The 14,353-nt window shown below is 64.5% G+C and carries 13 protein-coding genes; 4 read left to right on the plus strand and 9 right to left on the minus strand.

The genetic code is table 11. From position 1 onward, the window contains the following. Nucleotides 1–6: 6 nt before the first annotated feature. From F464_RS0121660 to purU, 8 genes are all read right to left on the minus strand, one after another. The gene (locus tag F464_RS0121660) at nucleotides 7–861 is read right to left on the minus strand and encodes an ABC transporter permease (RefSeq protein ID WP_018991954.1); all 855 of its coding nucleotides are present in this window, start codon (nucleotides 859–861) and stop codon (nucleotides 7–9) included. Further along, nucleotides 858–1,697: an ABC transporter permease gene (locus tag F464_RS0121665; RefSeq protein ID WP_018991955.1), complete on the minus strand. Its 840-nt coding sequence runs from the start codon at nucleotides 1,695–1,697 to the stop codon at nucleotides 858–860. Before F464_RS0121665 ends, F464_RS0121660 begins: the two co-directional genes overlap by 4 nt. 58 nt (nucleotides 1,698–1,755) lie before the next feature. Beyond that, the gene (locus tag F464_RS0121670; RefSeq protein WP_051092340.1) at nucleotides 1,756–2,913 is read right to left on the minus strand and encodes a polyamine ABC transporter substrate-binding protein; all 1,158 of its coding nucleotides are present in this window, start codon (nucleotides 2,911–2,913) and stop codon (nucleotides 1,756–1,758) included. 144 nt (nucleotides 2,914–3,057) lie between these two features. After that, nucleotides 3,058–3,885: a hypothetical protein gene (locus F464_RS0121675; RefSeq protein ID WP_040395688.1), complete on the minus strand. Its 828-nt coding sequence runs from the start codon at nucleotides 3,883–3,885 to the stop codon at nucleotides 3,058–3,060. Nucleotides 3,886–4,339: 454 nt separating this feature from the next. After that, nucleotides 4,340–5,140, minus strand: a complete 801-nt coding sequence (locus F464_RS0121680) for a creatininase (protein WP_228216767.1) — start codon at nucleotides 5,138–5,140, stop codon at nucleotides 4,340–4,342. 50 nt (nucleotides 5,141–5,190) lie between these two features. Next, the gene (locus tag F464_RS0121685) at nucleotides 5,191–6,573 is read right to left on the minus strand and encodes a purine-cytosine permease family protein (RefSeq protein ID WP_018991959.1); all 1,383 of its coding nucleotides are present in this window, start codon (nucleotides 6,571–6,573) and stop codon (nucleotides 5,191–5,193) included. A gap of 337 nt (nucleotides 6,574–6,910) precedes the next feature. Next, nucleotides 6,911–7,942, minus strand: coding sequence for a GlxA family transcriptional regulator (locus tag F464_RS0121690; RefSeq protein ID WP_018991960.1), 1,032 nt, complete (start codon nucleotides 7,940–7,942; stop codon nucleotides 6,911–6,913). An 87-nt stretch (nucleotides 7,943–8,029) separates the two neighbouring features. Beyond that, nucleotides 8,030–8,899, minus strand: a complete 870-nt coding sequence (gene purU / locus F464_RS0121695) for a formyltetrahydrofolate deformylase (RefSeq protein ID WP_018991961.1) — start codon at nucleotides 8,897–8,899, stop codon at nucleotides 8,030–8,032. A 174-nt stretch (nucleotides 8,900–9,073) separates the two neighbouring features. On the opposite strand from purU, the gene F464_RS0121700 reads away from it, so the two are divergent. Continuing rightward, the gene (locus F464_RS0121700; protein ID WP_018991962.1) at nucleotides 9,074–10,204 is read left to right on the plus strand and encodes an AI-2E family transporter; all 1,131 of its coding nucleotides are present in this window, start codon (nucleotides 9,074–9,076) and stop codon (nucleotides 10,202–10,204) included. Here the strand turns inward: F464_RS0121700 and F464_RS0121705 are convergent. Continuing rightward, entirely contained in the window at nucleotides 10,160–10,528 is a 369-nt protein-coding gene (locus tag F464_RS0121705) for a disulfide bond formation protein B (protein WP_232429014.1), read from the minus strand. The two genes, F464_RS0121700 and F464_RS0121705, sit on opposite strands and share 45 nt — an antisense overlap. Between F464_RS0121705 and F464_RS31430 the strand changes: the two genes are divergently transcribed. From F464_RS31430 to F464_RS0121720, 3 genes are read left to right on the plus strand one after another with little or no spacing between them, the layout of a single operon-like run. Next, nucleotides 10,527–10,949, plus strand: coding sequence for a hypothetical protein (locus tag F464_RS31430; RefSeq protein ID WP_198292320.1), 423 nt, complete (start codon nucleotides 10,527–10,529; stop codon nucleotides 10,947–10,949). The genes F464_RS0121705 and F464_RS31430 overlap by 2 nt on opposite strands. 46 nt (nucleotides 10,950–10,995) lie before the next feature. Then, on the plus strand, nucleotides 10,996–13,599 hold the full coding sequence (gene mutS, locus F464_RS0121715; RefSeq protein ID WP_018991964.1) for a DNA mismatch repair protein MutS: 2,604 nt from the start codon (nucleotides 10,996–10,998) through the stop codon (nucleotides 13,597–13,599). Further along, nucleotides 13,596–14,351, plus strand: a complete 756-nt coding sequence (locus tag F464_RS0121720; RefSeq protein WP_018991965.1) for a fused MFS/spermidine synthase — start codon at nucleotides 13,596–13,598, stop codon at nucleotides 14,349–14,351. The genes mutS and F464_RS0121720 overlap by 4 nt, the downstream gene beginning before the upstream one ends. Nucleotides 14,352–14,353 lie beyond the last annotated feature (2 nt).

The following is a 14,353-nucleotide window of genomic DNA, read 5'->3' on the forward strand; positions in this document are numbered from 1 at the left end:
TCACCCTCACAAAGACAAACCGTTGTTGGTTACCAGCGCTCCGCCCACAGGCTGCGCGGGGGTGTCGGCGGCGGCGCGTTTCGCCTTGCCCATGCCGGAAAACGCCATGCCGATCGCGACGAGGAGAATCGACGAGGTGAATACCGCTGTGCCGATCGCATTGATCACGGGACTAACCTGCCCTTGCAGGAACACCAGCACGCGCACCGGAACGGTTTCGTTCAGGCCCGACACGAACCACGCGACGGCGAACTCATCGAAGGACACCGCGGCGGTGATCAGGAAGGCCGCGACCAGGCTCTGCTTGCAGAAAGGCAGGACGACGTGCCACAGGGTCTGCGCCGGCGAAGCGCGCAGGTTCCACGACGCCTCCTCCAGCGCGCTGTCCATCTGCGCGAGACGCAGCCGGATCATCGCCATCGCGAACGGCAGCGCGATCACGACATGGCTGATCAGCACCGCCCACACCTCGCCGGCGAGGCCGATGCGTGAGAGATAGGACAGCATCCCCAGTCCCATGATCACCGCGGGAATCGTCGGCGGCAGCAGCATCAGCAGGCTGAACAGCGACTTGCCGCGGAAATCGAAGCGGAAGTCGCAGTAGGCGGCGCAGAAGCCGAGGATCGTCGACAGCAGCGCCACCGGGACCGACACCATCACGCTGCGCTGGAAGGCCTCGATGACCAGCGGATCGGTGAAGGTGCCGCCGTACCAGTCCGTCGTGAATCCCTTCAGCGGCAGGGACGGGAAGCGATCCGCGTTGAACGAGAACACCAGGCTGGCGGCGATCGGCGCCAGGATGAAGAGGAAGGTGTAGCCCGTGTAGGCCCACCCGAACCAACGTCCGATTTTGAGCATCATTTGCGCCTCCCGTAGGCAAGCCGCACCGCCGCGATGGAGGTGAGGACGAGGGTCAGGATCATCACGATCGCGACCACCGCCGCGCGCGGCCACTGCTGGCCGGACTTGGTGGTGTCGATGATCAGGTTGCTCAGCGTTGGCGGCGCACCGCCGCCGAGATAGGTCGGCGCGACGAAGTCGCCGAAGGCGAGGATGAACGCGAAGAGCGCGCCTACGACCAGCGAAGGCTTGGCGAGCGGGATGATCACCTCGAACAGCGTGCGCACCGGCCCGGCGCGCAGGTTATGCGCCGCCTCGATCAGGTTGCGGTCGATCTGCGCCAGCCCCATCGTCTGCACCAGGGTCACCAGCGGCAGCGCCAGCGTCACGTAACCGACGAGCGATCCGAAGTCGGAGTTCAGCATCGGCAGCCCGTCGATGCCGACAACCGCAAGCAGGGCATTGACGATACCGTTGTCGGCCAGGAAGGCCTGCCACGAATACACGCGCACGAGATAGCTGGTGAAGAACGGCACCACCAGGAACATCAGCGCGAGCTTGCGCGTGCGCTCCGACACCGTGAACGCCAGGCTGCAGGCGGCCGGAAACGAGCAGCAGGTCGTCACAACCGCCGCCCCCAAGGCCAGGGACCAGGTATGCCCATAGGCCGACCAGAAGGAACTGCGACTCAGCATGAAGTCCCAGTTCTTCAGGGTCATGTCCGGCTCCAGCCGGAAATTGACGACGCTCCAGAACGAGATGACGAAAAGGAAAAGCAGCGGCAGCAGGAAGAAGGTCAGCTGCCACAGCAGGGGCGGCAGCAGCAGCGGCCACCGCCGACGGCTGGTGTTCGACATGGGATGGCTCCGGAATGTCGCCGGGCGGACGCAGGCCCGCCCGGCGTTGCGGGAAGGCTCAGGCCTTTTCCTTGTACTCGGACCAGAAGTCGTTCCAGTCCTCGATGCTCTGCTGCACGGGCAGCTGGCGGAAAGTGATCTTCCCGGAGCGGATGTCATCCATGACGTTGTGCCCTTGCAGCACCATGCCCTGGCGGCGCGCCTCGGCCGGGTCGCTCTGCCCCAGCAGCTCCCAGCCCTTGCGGTTCGGAATCAGCGCCGGATACGCCGCCATCTTCGCGGACTTGACCTGCCCCTGTGCGGAGGAGATGTACTGGATGAAGGCCTTCGCGAGATCAGGGTTGCGCGTGCCCTTGCCGATCGACAGCGACTCGGTCCATTGCAGACCGCCCTCGTCCGGAACAACCGAACTCACCTTGGCGCCGGAGCGCGCCAGCGTGCCGGTGATCCAGTCGCCGATGCCGCACACCAACTGCAGCTGCCCGTTCTTGAGGCCGCTGAAGGTGCCACCGTAGTCGAAGAAGCCGGCAACCTGGGGACGCAGGGACTTCATGACGCCTTTCAGCTTGGCGAACTGCTCCTTTTCCAGCTTGTAGGGCGCCTTGTGGCCGGCGTAGAGACTGATCTCGCCCATGTTCGGCAGATACCAGTCGAAGTGCCCGACCTTGCCCTTGTAGGCCGGATCCCAGTACACCTTGAACGAGCGCGCCTTGCTCTCCGGAACCGCCTCCGTGTTGTACGCCACGCCGAGGAAGCCGAAGCGCACCATCACCGCGTAGAGGTCGTTGCCGTCCCAGTGCCCGGGGAACTTCTGGAACTCGGGGAAATAGTCGTCGAACGCATAGTCCTTCGCGTCGAGGCGTTCGAGGTAACCCGCCTTGCGCAGCTGCGGCACGTACTCCGCATCGGACAGGATCAGGTCATAGGTACCGGCCGGCGACTGCGAGATCAGCGCCAGCATGTTGTCGCCGCCCGTGTAGTACTTCGGCTTCACCTTGCAGTTGTACTTCGCCTCGAACTCGGCAGCGATGTCCGGCTCGGCATGGCCGTACCACGCCAGCATCGTCAGCGTGCGCGGCTGACCGCCCGACGACTGCGCCCAACTGTTTGCTGACGTCAGCGCAAACGGCAGCGCACTGCCCGCAGCCAGGGCAGTGCTGCCCTGGAGAAAGCGGCGGCGGAACGGCGACTGCAGGGTCTTGTCTTCGTCTTTCATTTCGATCTCCTTTGGTACGAACGGATCGGCAGGCAGCGGCTGCTCGGCCACTTCTTGCCTCGCCGACGAAACATCGCGAACACGCCCGCAACCGGCCGCCGGCCCCGACAGGAGCCCGGCAGGCCGATCACGGCTGAAGGGAAATCAGAAGTTCCAGCGCACCAGCAGCGTCGGCGTCGTGCGCGAGTACGTGCCGCCGCCCTCGCCCGCCGTCTTGCTGTAAGTCGCGTATTCGTGGCGGTAGCCGACGTCGAAATGCTTGTTGAGTTTCAGCCACAGGTCGGGCTGGACGAAGACCGTGTTGTCGCGCTCCTTGTTGTTGAAATTCACCAGTAGCAGCGGAGACCAGGTGAATTTGAGCCCGGCCACCTCGAACGGCAGCATGGCGAAGGTGCGCCAGAACAGGGTGTGGATGTCCTTTCCGCCGTCGCCGGTAAACCTTGCGCTGCGGGCGTAAAGGTCGGTTTCGAAGAAGCTGAAACCGGGCACTTTCAGGTCGAACGCAACGCCGAAATTGTTCGCGCGGAAGTTCGCATAGGAGCCCCGTTCGAGGCGCATCGCGAGATTCACGTCCTGGATGAATCCGAACGAGAGATTCGCGCCGGTCATTTTCGACAGACTCAGGCGCGGATTCCACACCCCGAAGTACTGATCCTTGGTCTGCTCGCCGAAGGAGCCCGCACCGAACCCGAAGAAGCTGCCGACTTCCTTGCCGTGATAGGTATCGTAGAAGAAATAATTGTCGCCGTATTCATGAACGCCGAAATGCTCGAGGCGCACGGTGGTCAATTTCTTGTCGGCCGTACCGGTGCCGAACACGGGGTCGAACTTCGATTCCGTCGTATATCCGACGGTAAGGTTGGTGTTCTGCCAGCTTTCCGTCGCGAACGCACTTTTCCCTGCGACCATCCCCAGAGCAACACAGCAGCCCGCCATAAAGGCGGAGCCGGATTTCCTTCCAATGCTCTTCATTAGCTTTCCTTTGGTGTGAATTCATTGTTTTGATTTCCGTGGCGCGACTGCTCATGCAATTCTCGATGGCCATCCGGATTTTCTTGTTCGACATGCGAATCGATCTGCGCAAATCCCTCCTCATCAAACGAGAGTCTCCCGGCGCCTGCGCGCACCCTTCCCGATCCGAATTACTTGTTGCTGTACTTTTCGGGATCTGGTGGAGGCAAGTATGGAAATGCGCAGCCCCGCAGCATTTCCTGATATCGACAAGCCTTGTCGCGCTGACGACATCGGACGAATTGTCGAAAATGCGCACACCAGACTGATTCAGCGACCCATCGTTGAATCAGCGGAAGACGAGCGACATTGCGTCGGACGTAAACGCCAATCGGCCCTGTCTGCGTCGTCGCACGACGCAGACAGGGCCGATTTCAATTCAGCGGCAACGCCGGGGCGGCGCGCCGCGGCGGGATCACTCGAAGGCGGACATCAATTCCCTGCTGATGCCGTCGACGCACACCTTCAGCAAGGTCTCGCCATGTTGTGCGCTCGCTCGCTTCGCGGACGACAGGCAACCGGAATCCGGCGTCCACTCGGGCTTGATCGGGAAGAAGTCATAGGGCGGGAATTGCGCCGGCGCATGGTCGCAGACCTTTTCCATATCCACGAGCTGAGGATGCAGATGCAGCATCAGCGAGGTTTCCAATACCCCGCCATGCTCCACGGCCCAACCCGGGAATTCGCCCTGGTAAATATCGTCGATCGCCTCCTGCGTGACGAAATCCCAATACGACAAAACCACCGTGGAAAAATCTCGGATTCCGTCCCAGCGCAACTCCCGTTGTGCGAGATCGACGCCCTCCACAATGAAGGCGGAATTCTCGTAATGGCCATTGACCAGCACCGTGCGGCGCACGCCATGACGCGCGAGTTCCTTGAGCACATCGCGGATCGTGCACGTCACCGTCATGCCGTCGAGGCTGGTCGTGCCCGGCATGTGGTTGCCGCCCCCGCTTTTCTGCTGCGACTTGTAGCCGTATGCGATCGGGGGCGCGACGAGTGCGCCGATGCGCTCGGCGACCCGTTCCGAGATGGCGGTGGGAAGCAGCACGTCCGGATTCATCGACATGTGGGGACCGTGCTGCTCGAGCGCGCCGACGGGAATCAATACCGCGGTCCGGCCGTCGCGGACCCGGGCATCGTATTCCGGCCAGGCGAGCTCGGAAATGTGAACACTCTTCATGCAATCGTCTCCTTGTGCCGGCCCGACCACCTGCCTTTCCTGCAATCGGGTGTCGGGCCGTATCGGTCAATCAATGCCGCTCAGGCGCGTTTCAGCACCCGCGGCTGTGCTGGAACGCCCTTCACGGCGACCAGCAGCAGATACGTCACCGCGGTGATCGCAATGGCGGGCAACGAGGCCGTCGTGACGATGGCGATTTCCTTGAACCCGTAGTGCAGCAGATAGAACACCGCCAGTCCGGCGATCATTGCCACCCACCCGCAGATGTTCCAGTCGCCCAGCGCACTCAGCGTACGCCCGAGACGGTCCTCGCCGGCAAAGAGATCCTCGTCGCGCACGCGCGCACGCCGCACCACAAAATAATCGAGCACCACGAGGGTCCACAAGGGGATGAAGACGCCACCCACGATACCGAGGAAGAACTCGAAGTAGTGGATGAAGCTGTCGAACACCAGCGGCAGGAAGCACATCACCAGCTGAAGGATCGCGATGAAGTACAGGAATTTGCGCGGATTCGACGTGCGCGCGGCCCCGACCAGCCCCATGCCTGCGCCGTAAAGAACCGTGACGTTGGTGCTCACCGTGGCGAAGAAGACCACGAGGAAGGCCACCATGCCGAGGCCGAGCGAAGCGATGGTCGAACTCGGGTCGGCGTTGTTCGGATCGAACACGCCGGTTTCGAGGACCACGCCGATGACGCCGATGGCGCCGACAAGCATGAACCACCCCTGCCCCAGGTTCACGCCGATCCAGCTGCCGACGGTGGCCGAGGCCGAACTCTTCGAGAAACGCGAGAAGTCGCAGATCTGCGCCCACCCCCAGCAGAACCCGAACGCCAGATCGACGTAGAACGCCGGCGAATGCTGCGCGACGGGCAAGGTGAAGTTGGCGATCTTGTCGTAGTCCCAGTGCTCGAGCACGACCTTGGTTTCCCAGATGCCGAGGACCAGCAGCAGCACCACTGCCAGCCATTCCAGGTACTTGATCGCGCTGTGGCCGATACACACGATAAGGCCCTGCAGCAGCGCCGTGACGAGGATACCGGCGACCAGCGGCCAGGTGGAGCCGGGCGAGCCGTACGCCGGCCAGTCGAACATCGCATGGAACACATGCGTCAGCGAGATTGCGGCAATGAAGGTGTTGATGCTGGGCCAGCCGATGAGTCCGAGGAATTCGCCCACACCCATGAAACGGGCGCCCTTCACACCCAGCGCAGGAATCGAGGAGGTCACCGTGGACGCGCCGTGCTTCCACCCGATCCAGGCCACCATCGCCCACGGGATCATCATCAGCGGCAGGTACACGGCGCTGTACCACCACACGAAGGACATCCCCAGCGCGGCCGCCATGCCGCCGAACACCCACGAACCTGTGTTGACGCCGGATCCGAACCACGTGAATACCGTGTCGACGAACCCGTATTCCCGCTTGTCATGCGGAATTCTCGCTGTACCGTACTCCATCTTGCCGCCTCCTTTGTAGTGTGCTGCTGTCTTGTATTTGTTATGCCGCGTCGCCCCCGAAGGGGCGATACGGGGATGCCTGGAGTCTTTGTGAACCCGCTCCCTGGTCATCCTGCACTGCTGGCATGGCTCGTCACGCTAGACCGCGCTCGGCACCGCCACCAGACCGGCTGTATTTAACCCTATCCTAGTGACGGGCGCCCCGCGTTGATATCCGGCTGCCGACAATCTGTTTCGTGAAAACGACGAAAAAAAACCTCCGACCGAAACCGGCCGGAGGCGTGCAACCCGGTCGTTAAACGACCGTGGGAGAGGGAGACGGAGAACGCAACGCGACTCAGGTCGGCTTGCTCGGCCCTGCCGCGTCGGAGGTGTGACGCCGGCGCTCGGCGCTCGGCGAGATGCCGAAGCCGGCGTGGTAGCGGTGCGAGAAATGCGCGAAAGACACGAAACCGCAGGCCATCACGATGTCGGCGATCGGGCGGTTGGTGCGTGTGAGGAGCTGGCGCGCGCGCTCGAGGCGGATCTGCAGGTAGTACTGGCGCGGCGTGCAGTTGAGCGTTTCGCGGAACAGGCGTTCGAGCTGGCGCGCCGAGAACTGCATGTGCGCCGCCAGCTCCTCCATCGACAGCGGCTCCTCGATGTTGCACTCCATCAGCTTGATCGCCTCGACGAGCTTGGGATGCGATGCATTCGACACATCGCGCAGCGAGGTCTTCTGTTTCTCGTCCGGGCCGCGGCACTCGTAGATCAAGAGTTCGGCCACGGCCTTTGCGATCTTGCGCCCTCCTCCGCCGAGGCCGATCAGATGGATCATCATCTCCACCGGCGCGATGCCGCCGCTGCACGAACAACGGTTGCGGTCGACCTCGTAGAGCTTGTTCGACACCACCAGGCGCGGGAAGCGATCGAGCAGCGCGTCCATGTCTTCCCAATGGATCGTGCTGCGATGGCCGTCGAGCAACCCCGCACAGGCGAGGAAATAGCTGCCCGTGTCCACCCCGCCGATCGCGACGCCGCGCCCCGCAAGCGTGCGCAGCCAGCGCAGAATCGGTTCGGTGCCGGTGATCGGCAGCGGATTCGGGCCGACGACGAAAACGCCGTCGAGATCGGCCGCGTCGGCCGCCGCGCAGTCGGGCTTCACGCAAATGCCGGCGCTGGAGCGCACCGGCTCGCCATCCATCGTGATGGTGACGAACTCATACAGCTTCCTGCGCGCCACCATGTTCGCAAGACGCAAGGGATCGACCGCCGCGCCGAAGCCGATCAGCGTGAAGTCGGGAACAAGAAGAAAACCGAAGCGGATCGGGGCATCGCCGCCCCGCCCGGCCCAGTGGCCCGGCCCCTGGCCGGGAATCGCATTGCTCATCGAGATACCCTGAAAGTCGTAGTTCCTGCTCGAAGTCTATACGCACCGCCGGCGCCATCAAGACGCCGGCCGATGGAATCGACACGATCAGGGCAGGACGACCGTACGGGTACCGTTAAGGAAGACGCGACGCTCGACGTGATACAGCACGGCGCGCGCGAGCGCCTGGCATTCCATGTCGCGACCGACCGAGAGCAATTGTTCGGCGCTGAGCGCATGCGTCACGCGGTCGACGACCTGCTCGATGATCGGCCCCTCGTCGAGATCCCCGGTCACGTAGTGGGCCGTCGCACCGATCAGCTTCACGCCGCGCGCATGCGCCTGGTGATAGGGCTTCGCGCCCTTGAAACCGGGCAGGAAGGAATGATGGATGTTGATCGCGCGGCCGTGGAGGCGTCGGCACAGCTCGTCGGTCAGCACCTGCATGTAGCGCGCCAGCACCACCAGCTCGGTACCCGTTTCCTCGACGATCTCCATCAATTTCGCTTCCTGCTGCGGCTTGGTCGCCTCGGTCACCGGCAGGTGATGGAAAGGCAGGCCATCGGCCACGGCAAGGAATTCGAGGTCGGGGTGATTCGACACGACGCCGACGATGTCGATGGGCAGCTCACCGATGCGCCAGCGGTACAGCAGATCGCGCAGGCAGTGATCGAGCTTCGACACCATGATCAGGACCTTGGGCCGCTCGCGCAGCGCGTGCATCCCCCATTCCATGTCGAAGCGCTTCGCCAGCGGCGCGAACTCATGGCGCAGACTTGCCACGTCGACCGCGGCCTCGGTTTCACGACCGAATACGCAGCGCACGAAGAAACGATCGCTGAGGTCGTCGTCGAAACACGAGAACTCGTTGATGTAGCATCCCTGACGATCAAGGAAGCCGGAAATCGCGGCGACCTGGCCTGCGGCGCTGGGGCACGCGACGGTCAGTGTCCAACGCTTTTCTTTTGTATTGTGCATGTCTCTCCTCCTGTTATGCGCACTCAAGTTACGTGAGTCGCCAGGAGGCCACTTGTCTGCACGCGACAACAGCCCCTGGATTTTCGACGCGAGAATCGGAACCGGATCCCGATGAAGCGATCGAATGACGTTCGGGACCGCCCTCTGCCCAATGACCGACCGACGAGCACGCACATGATCGAGCAGGTTGCCGACAAGATTGCCCGCCGAGCCATTCTTGGCTTCCTGCTCGGCGGCCTGCTGTTGCTCGGCTACGCCGTCCTGCACCTGTTCATCGTGCCGGTGGCCTGGGCGATCATCATTGCCTACGCGACCTGGCCCGTGTACCGGCAGTTGCGCGCAAGAATGCGGCGACGCCCCACCTTGAGCGCGTTGCTGATGACGCTCCTGCTCAGCACCGCGTTCATCCTACCGGCGCTCTGGATGGGCATGCTGTTGCGGACCGAGGTCGGGGTTGCGATTGCGACGGTTACGACGCATCTCAAGGAGGGTTCGCTCGCGCTACCCGACTTCGTTCGATCGCTGCCCTGGCTGGGCGACACCTTGCAGGCATCGATCGATGAACTGGCCGGAGATCCCGACGCCTTCAAGACCCAGCTCACCGAATGGGTCCGGCAAGGCAGCGATCAACTCGTGGCCCTGATCGGCGATGTGGGACGCAATGCCGCCAAGCTCGGCTTCGCGCTGATCACGGTCTTCTTTCTCTACCGCGATGGCAATCGCGTGCTGACACAGGTCGAGGCCGTGCTGCACCGGTTTCTCGGCGCACGGGTGGACGCCTACCTTGCCGCAGTCGGCGTGATGACCAAGGCGGTTGTCTGGGGGCTGATCGCCACCGCACTCGGGCAAGGCATCGTCGCCGGACTCGGCTACTGGTGGGCCGGCCTGCCCGCCCCGGTCCTGCTCGGGGCGGTGACGGCGATCGTCGCGATGATCCCCTTCGGCACCCCGTTCGCGTGGGGCTCGCTGGGCATCTGGTTGCTGATGAGCGGGGATACCGCCAGCGGGATCGGCCTCTTGTTGTGGGGCACGCTGGTCGTGAGCTGGGTGGACAATCTCATTCGGCCACTCGTCATCAGCAACGCGACGCGGATACCTTTCCTGCTCGTGATGTTTGGCGTCCTTGGCGGCCTGGCGGCGTTCGGCCTGATCGGACTCTTCCTTGGTCCGGTCGTGCTCGCGGTGCTGATGGCGGTGTGGCGGGAATGGCTGGAGGAATCGGATCTCGGCAACCCCGCTGCCACGCCGGCACCCGATGATTCATCCCTGGCGCCGGAGATGCGTCACGACCAGCAACGCGAATAGGGTCGAGAAGGCGATGACCGACAGCAACGGGATCGTGAGGAAGCCGAACCACTCGATGACGGTCTGTGAGCACGGGATCCCTTGCGTACACGGGCGGACTTCTTCGGGGATCACGCCAAGGACGAGGAGCTGGTGAAACACCGCGATCAGCCAGCCAACGACGACCAGCGGCAGCGCATAACGGACGACCTTGCGGTCGAACGGAAACAGGCCCGCCGGCAGGATCAGTACGAGCGGGAACATGAAGATGCGCTGATACCAGCACAGCACGCAGGTCGGCAATTTCATCACTTCACCGAAGAACAGCGCGCCGAGCGTCGACATGCTGGCGATCACCCAGGCGGCGAAGATCAGGTTCCATCCGGTTGTGGTTTCGTTGCGCATGGGATGTGGGTATTCATTCGTGTTCATTGATGGAGGGCCGTCAACGGCGACGGCCTTGCTTTGCGGGGTGTCACACGACATCGGACCGCCTGAGCTTCCCCACGAATTTTGCGGCCTTCGCCCGTGCAGCGGCAAGGTCCGGCAAACCTGCGACGTTACCGACGCTCGGCTGTACGAACTTCCCATTTACCTTGCGGCGAGGGATGGAGGTCTTCGTCGCACCGACGCGAACGGCAAAGCCTCGCGGAGCCGGGTCCGCCGCGTCACGGACGATATGGCGCTCGCGCCCCGGCTTGTCTTCGAAGACAATACCGGCTTTGTCGTCGCCCTCCGCAATGCCATGAAGACCGGCAATAAATGACGAAACAATAACAAGAAGCCGCCGAAAGAATTTCACAAGTTATTGAATGAAAAAAGAAACGATTCCGAGACCGCTGGACCAGGACGAGTTCGCCGGACACACCCCGATGATGGTCCAGTACCTCCGGATCAAGCAGCAGCACCCCGACACGCTGCTCTTCTACCGGATGGGCGACTTCTACGAACTGTTCTTCGAAGACGCCGAGAAGGCCGCCCGGCTGCTCGACATCACGCTGACGACGCGCGGACAGTCTGCCGGCCAACCGATCAAGATGGCCGGCGTGCCCTTCCACGCCGTCGAGCAATACCTCGCGCGGCTCGTGAAACTCGGCGAATCGGTCGTGATCGCCGAACAGGTCGGCGACCCCGGTGCGACGAAGGGCCCCATGGAGCGCGCGGTCAGCCGCATCGTGACCCCGGGCACGCTCACCGACGCAGCGCTCCTCGACGACCGTTCGGATTCGCTGCTGCTGGCGGCGAACCTGCATCGCGGCATCCTCGGCCTCGCCTGGCTGAACCTCGCCAACGGCGACCTGCGCGTCATGGAATGCCCCGCCGAGCAGCTGCAGGCCCAGTTCGAGCGTCTGCGTCCCGCCGAGGTGCTGGTGCCCGATGGCCTCGCGCTGCCGCTGGTCGAAGCGCTGTCGCCGGTGTTGCGCCGCCTCGCCGACTGGCAATTCGAAGGCGAGACCGGCGAGCGCCTGCTCACCACCCACTTCGGCACGCGCGACCTGAGCGGCTTCGGCGTCGAAGGCATGCCGGTCGCGCTGGGCGCCGCCGCGGCCCTGTTCGATTACGCACGCAGCACGCAGCGCCAGAGCCTCGAACACGTCACCGGCCTCAAGGTCGAGCGCGAATCGGAATACCTCCGGCTCGATGCGGCGACACGGCGCAACCTCGAACTCACCGAGACGCTGCGCGGCGAATCCTCGCCCACCCTGCTCTCGCTGCTCGACTCCTGCGTGACCAGCATGGGCTCACGCTGGCTACGCCACGCCCTGCACCACCCGCTGCGCGACCGTCATCACGCCGCCGCGCGCCACGGCGCCGTCAGCGAGCTGATCGGCAGCGACACCGGCGACGCACGCATGCTGGCGAACGCCCGCCAGGCCCTGCGCGGCGTCGCCGACGTGGATCGCATCACCGCGCGCATCGCACTGCGCAGCGCCCGCCCGCGCGACCTCGCCGCACTGCGCGACAGCCTCGCGCGACTGCCCGAACTGCACGACGCGCTTCAAAGTCCGCAGTCCGCCCTGCTCGCGCAGCTCCTCGCCGGGCTCGGCGTGCCGGAAGCCGCCCTCGACCTCCTCGTGCGCGCGGTCGCCGCCGAGCCGGCCGCCGCGGTGCGCGACGGCGGCGTGATCGCGACGGGTTACGACGCCGAACTCGACGAGCTGCGCGGCATCCAGACCAACTGCGGCGAGTTCCTGATGGCGCTGGAAGCGCGCGAGCGCGAACGCAGCGGCATCGCGAACCTGAAAGTCGAGTTCAACAAGGTGCATGGCTTCTACATCGAGGTCAGCCACGCGAACGCCGGCAAGGTGCCCGACGACTACCGCCGCCGCCAGACGCTGAAGAACGCCGAGCGCTACATCACCCCCGAGCTGAAGGCCTTCGAGGACAAGGCGCTATCCGCGCAGGAGCGGGCGCTCGCGCGCGAGAAGATGCTCTACGAGGCCCTGCTCGAAGAGCTCGCCGCCCACATCCCCAAGCTGCAGCACATCGCCCGCTCGCTCGCCTGCCTCGACGGCCTCGGCGCCTTCGGCGAGGCCGCCGTGCGCTACGGCTACGTCTGCCCGCAGTTCTCGGACCAACCCGGCATGGACATCGTCGGCGGCCGTCACCCGGTCGTCGAGCGCCAGGTCGAGAACTTCATCGCCAACGACTGCAGCCTCGCGCCGACGCGCCGCATGCTGATGATCACCGGCCCGAACATGGGCGGTAAATCGACCTTCATGCGCCAGGTCGCACTCATCGCGCTGCTCGCCCACGTCGGCGCCTTCGTGCCCGCGCAGGCCGCGCGCATCGGTCCGCTGGACGCCATCTTCACGCGCATCGGCGCATCCGACGACCTCGCGTCCGGCCGCTCGACCTTCATGGTCGAGATGACCGAAGCCTCGGCGATCCTGCACGGCGCCACCGACCAGAGCCTCGTGCTGATGGACGAGATCGGCCGCGGCACCTCGACCTTCGACGGCCTCGCGCTGGCCTTCGCGATCGCCCGCCACCTACTCGAGAAGAACCGCTGCCTCACGCTCTTCTCCACCCATTACTTCGAGCTCACGCGCCTCAACGCCGACTACCCGGAGTGCGCGAACGTACATCTGGACGCCGTCGAGCACGCGCACCGCATCGTCTTCCTGCACGCCGTCGAAGAAGGCCCCGCGAGCCAGAGTTACGGAATCGAGGTCGCGGCGCTGGCCGGAATTCCCGGCTCGGTGATCCGCGACGCCAAACGCCGCTTGCGCGCGCTGGAAAATCGCGAAGTCGGCGCCGGCCCGCAGGCCGACCTCTTCGCCGCGCTGCCCGAAGCGGACGACGAACCGCTGTCGCACCCCGCGCTGACGGCGCTGGCCGACATCGACCCGGACAGCCTCAGCCCGCGCGAGGCCCTCGAACAGCTTTACGCCCTCAAGAGATTGACGGTATGAGCACGCCGATCGACATCAGCGAGGACGGTGGCGTCCGCTACCTGCACTTCGGCTCCGAGTGGGTCCAGGGCGCGATGCGCATCCGCCGCCCCAACGCACTGGAACTCGCCTACACGCGCGAGATGATGGCGGGCCTGCTGCTGCGCGACGCCGACGACTGGCCGCGCACGGCGCTCGTGATAGGCCTGGGCGCCGCATCGCTGACGCGCTTCCTGCACCATCACTGCCCGCACACGCGCACCCAGGTCATCGAGATAGAGCCGCGCGTCGTCGCCGCGGCACGCCAGTTCTTCAAGCTGCCTGAAGAGGACGAGCGCCTCGCGATCCACGTCGGCGACGGCGTGCGCTACGTGATGGAAACCGAGCGCAAGTTCGACCTCATCCTCGTCGACGGCTTCGACCGCAACGCCCGCGCCGGAGCGCTCGACACCGCCCCGTTCTATGCGGCGGCCCGGGCACGGCTGTCGGAACAGGGACTGATGTCGGTGAACCTGTTCGGACGCTCGCGCGGCTTCCGCGCCAGCGTCGAGCGCATCATCACGGCCTTCGACGATCGCGCGATCGCGTTCCCGTCGTGCGACAGCGGCAACGTTGTGGCCTTCGGCGCGGAAGGCGACCGGATCGACGTCCCGGTGGCCGAACTGCGCGAACGCGCCCGGACGCTGAAGGAGAAGACCGGCCTGGACCTCGGCCCCACAGTCACCCGGCTGGAGCAGGCCGGCAGCCTGCCGGGCGGCAGACTGATCCTCTAGCC

This window comes from Aromatoleum toluclasticum ATCC 700605 (genome assembly GCF_000378245.1).
GTDB lineage: Bacteria > Pseudomonadota > Gammaproteobacteria > Burkholderiales > Rhodocyclaceae > Aromatoleum > Aromatoleum toluclasticum.

Excerpts from the sequence above, each read along its gene's own strand:
- F464_RS0121670 (WP_051092340.1), bottom strand. The coding sequence starts at position 2,913 with ATGAAAGACGAAGACAAGACCCTGCAGTCGCCGTTCCGCCGCCGCTTT.
- F464_RS0121660 (WP_018991954.1), bottom strand. The coding sequence starts at position 861 with ATGATGCTCAAAATCGGACGTTGGTTCGGGTGGGCCTACACGGGCTAC.
- F464_RS0121685 (WP_018991959.1), bottom strand. The coding sequence starts at position 6,573 with ATGGAGTACGGTACAGCGAGAATTCCGCATGACAAGCGGGAATACGGG.
- F464_RS0121720 (WP_018991965.1), top strand. The coding sequence starts at position 13,596 with ATGAGCACGCCGATCGACATCAGCGAGGACGGTGGCGTCCGCTACCTG.
- F464_RS31430 (WP_198292320.1), top strand. The coding sequence starts at position 10,527 with ATGCTGGCGATCACCCAGGCGGCGAAGATCAGGTTCCATCCGGTTGTG.
- F464_RS0121675 (WP_040395688.1), bottom strand. The coding sequence starts at position 3,885 with ATGAAGAGCATTGGAAGGAAATCCGGCTCCGCCTTTATGGCGGGCTGC.
- F464_RS0121700 (WP_018991962.1), top strand. The coding sequence starts at position 9,074 with ATGATCGAGCAGGTTGCCGACAAGATTGCCCGCCGAGCCATTCTTGGC.
- F464_RS0121690 (WP_018991960.1), bottom strand. The coding sequence starts at position 7,942 with ATGAGCAATGCGATTCCCGGCCAGGGGCCGGGCCACTGGGCCGGGCGG.
- F464_RS0121705 (WP_232429014.1), bottom strand. The coding sequence starts at position 10,528 with ATGTCGACGCTCGGCGCGCTGTTCTTCGGTGAAGTGATGAAATTGCCG.
- mutS (WP_018991964.1), top strand. The coding sequence starts at position 10,996 with ATGAAAAAAGAAACGATTCCGAGACCGCTGGACCAGGACGAGTTCGCC.
- F464_RS0121665 (WP_018991955.1), bottom strand. The coding sequence starts at position 1,697 with ATGTCGAACACCAGCCGTCGGCGGTGGCCGCTGCTGCTGCCGCCCCTG.
- purU (WP_018991961.1), bottom strand. The coding sequence starts at position 8,899 with ATGCACAATACAAAAGAAAAGCGTTGGACACTGACCGTCGCGTGCCCC.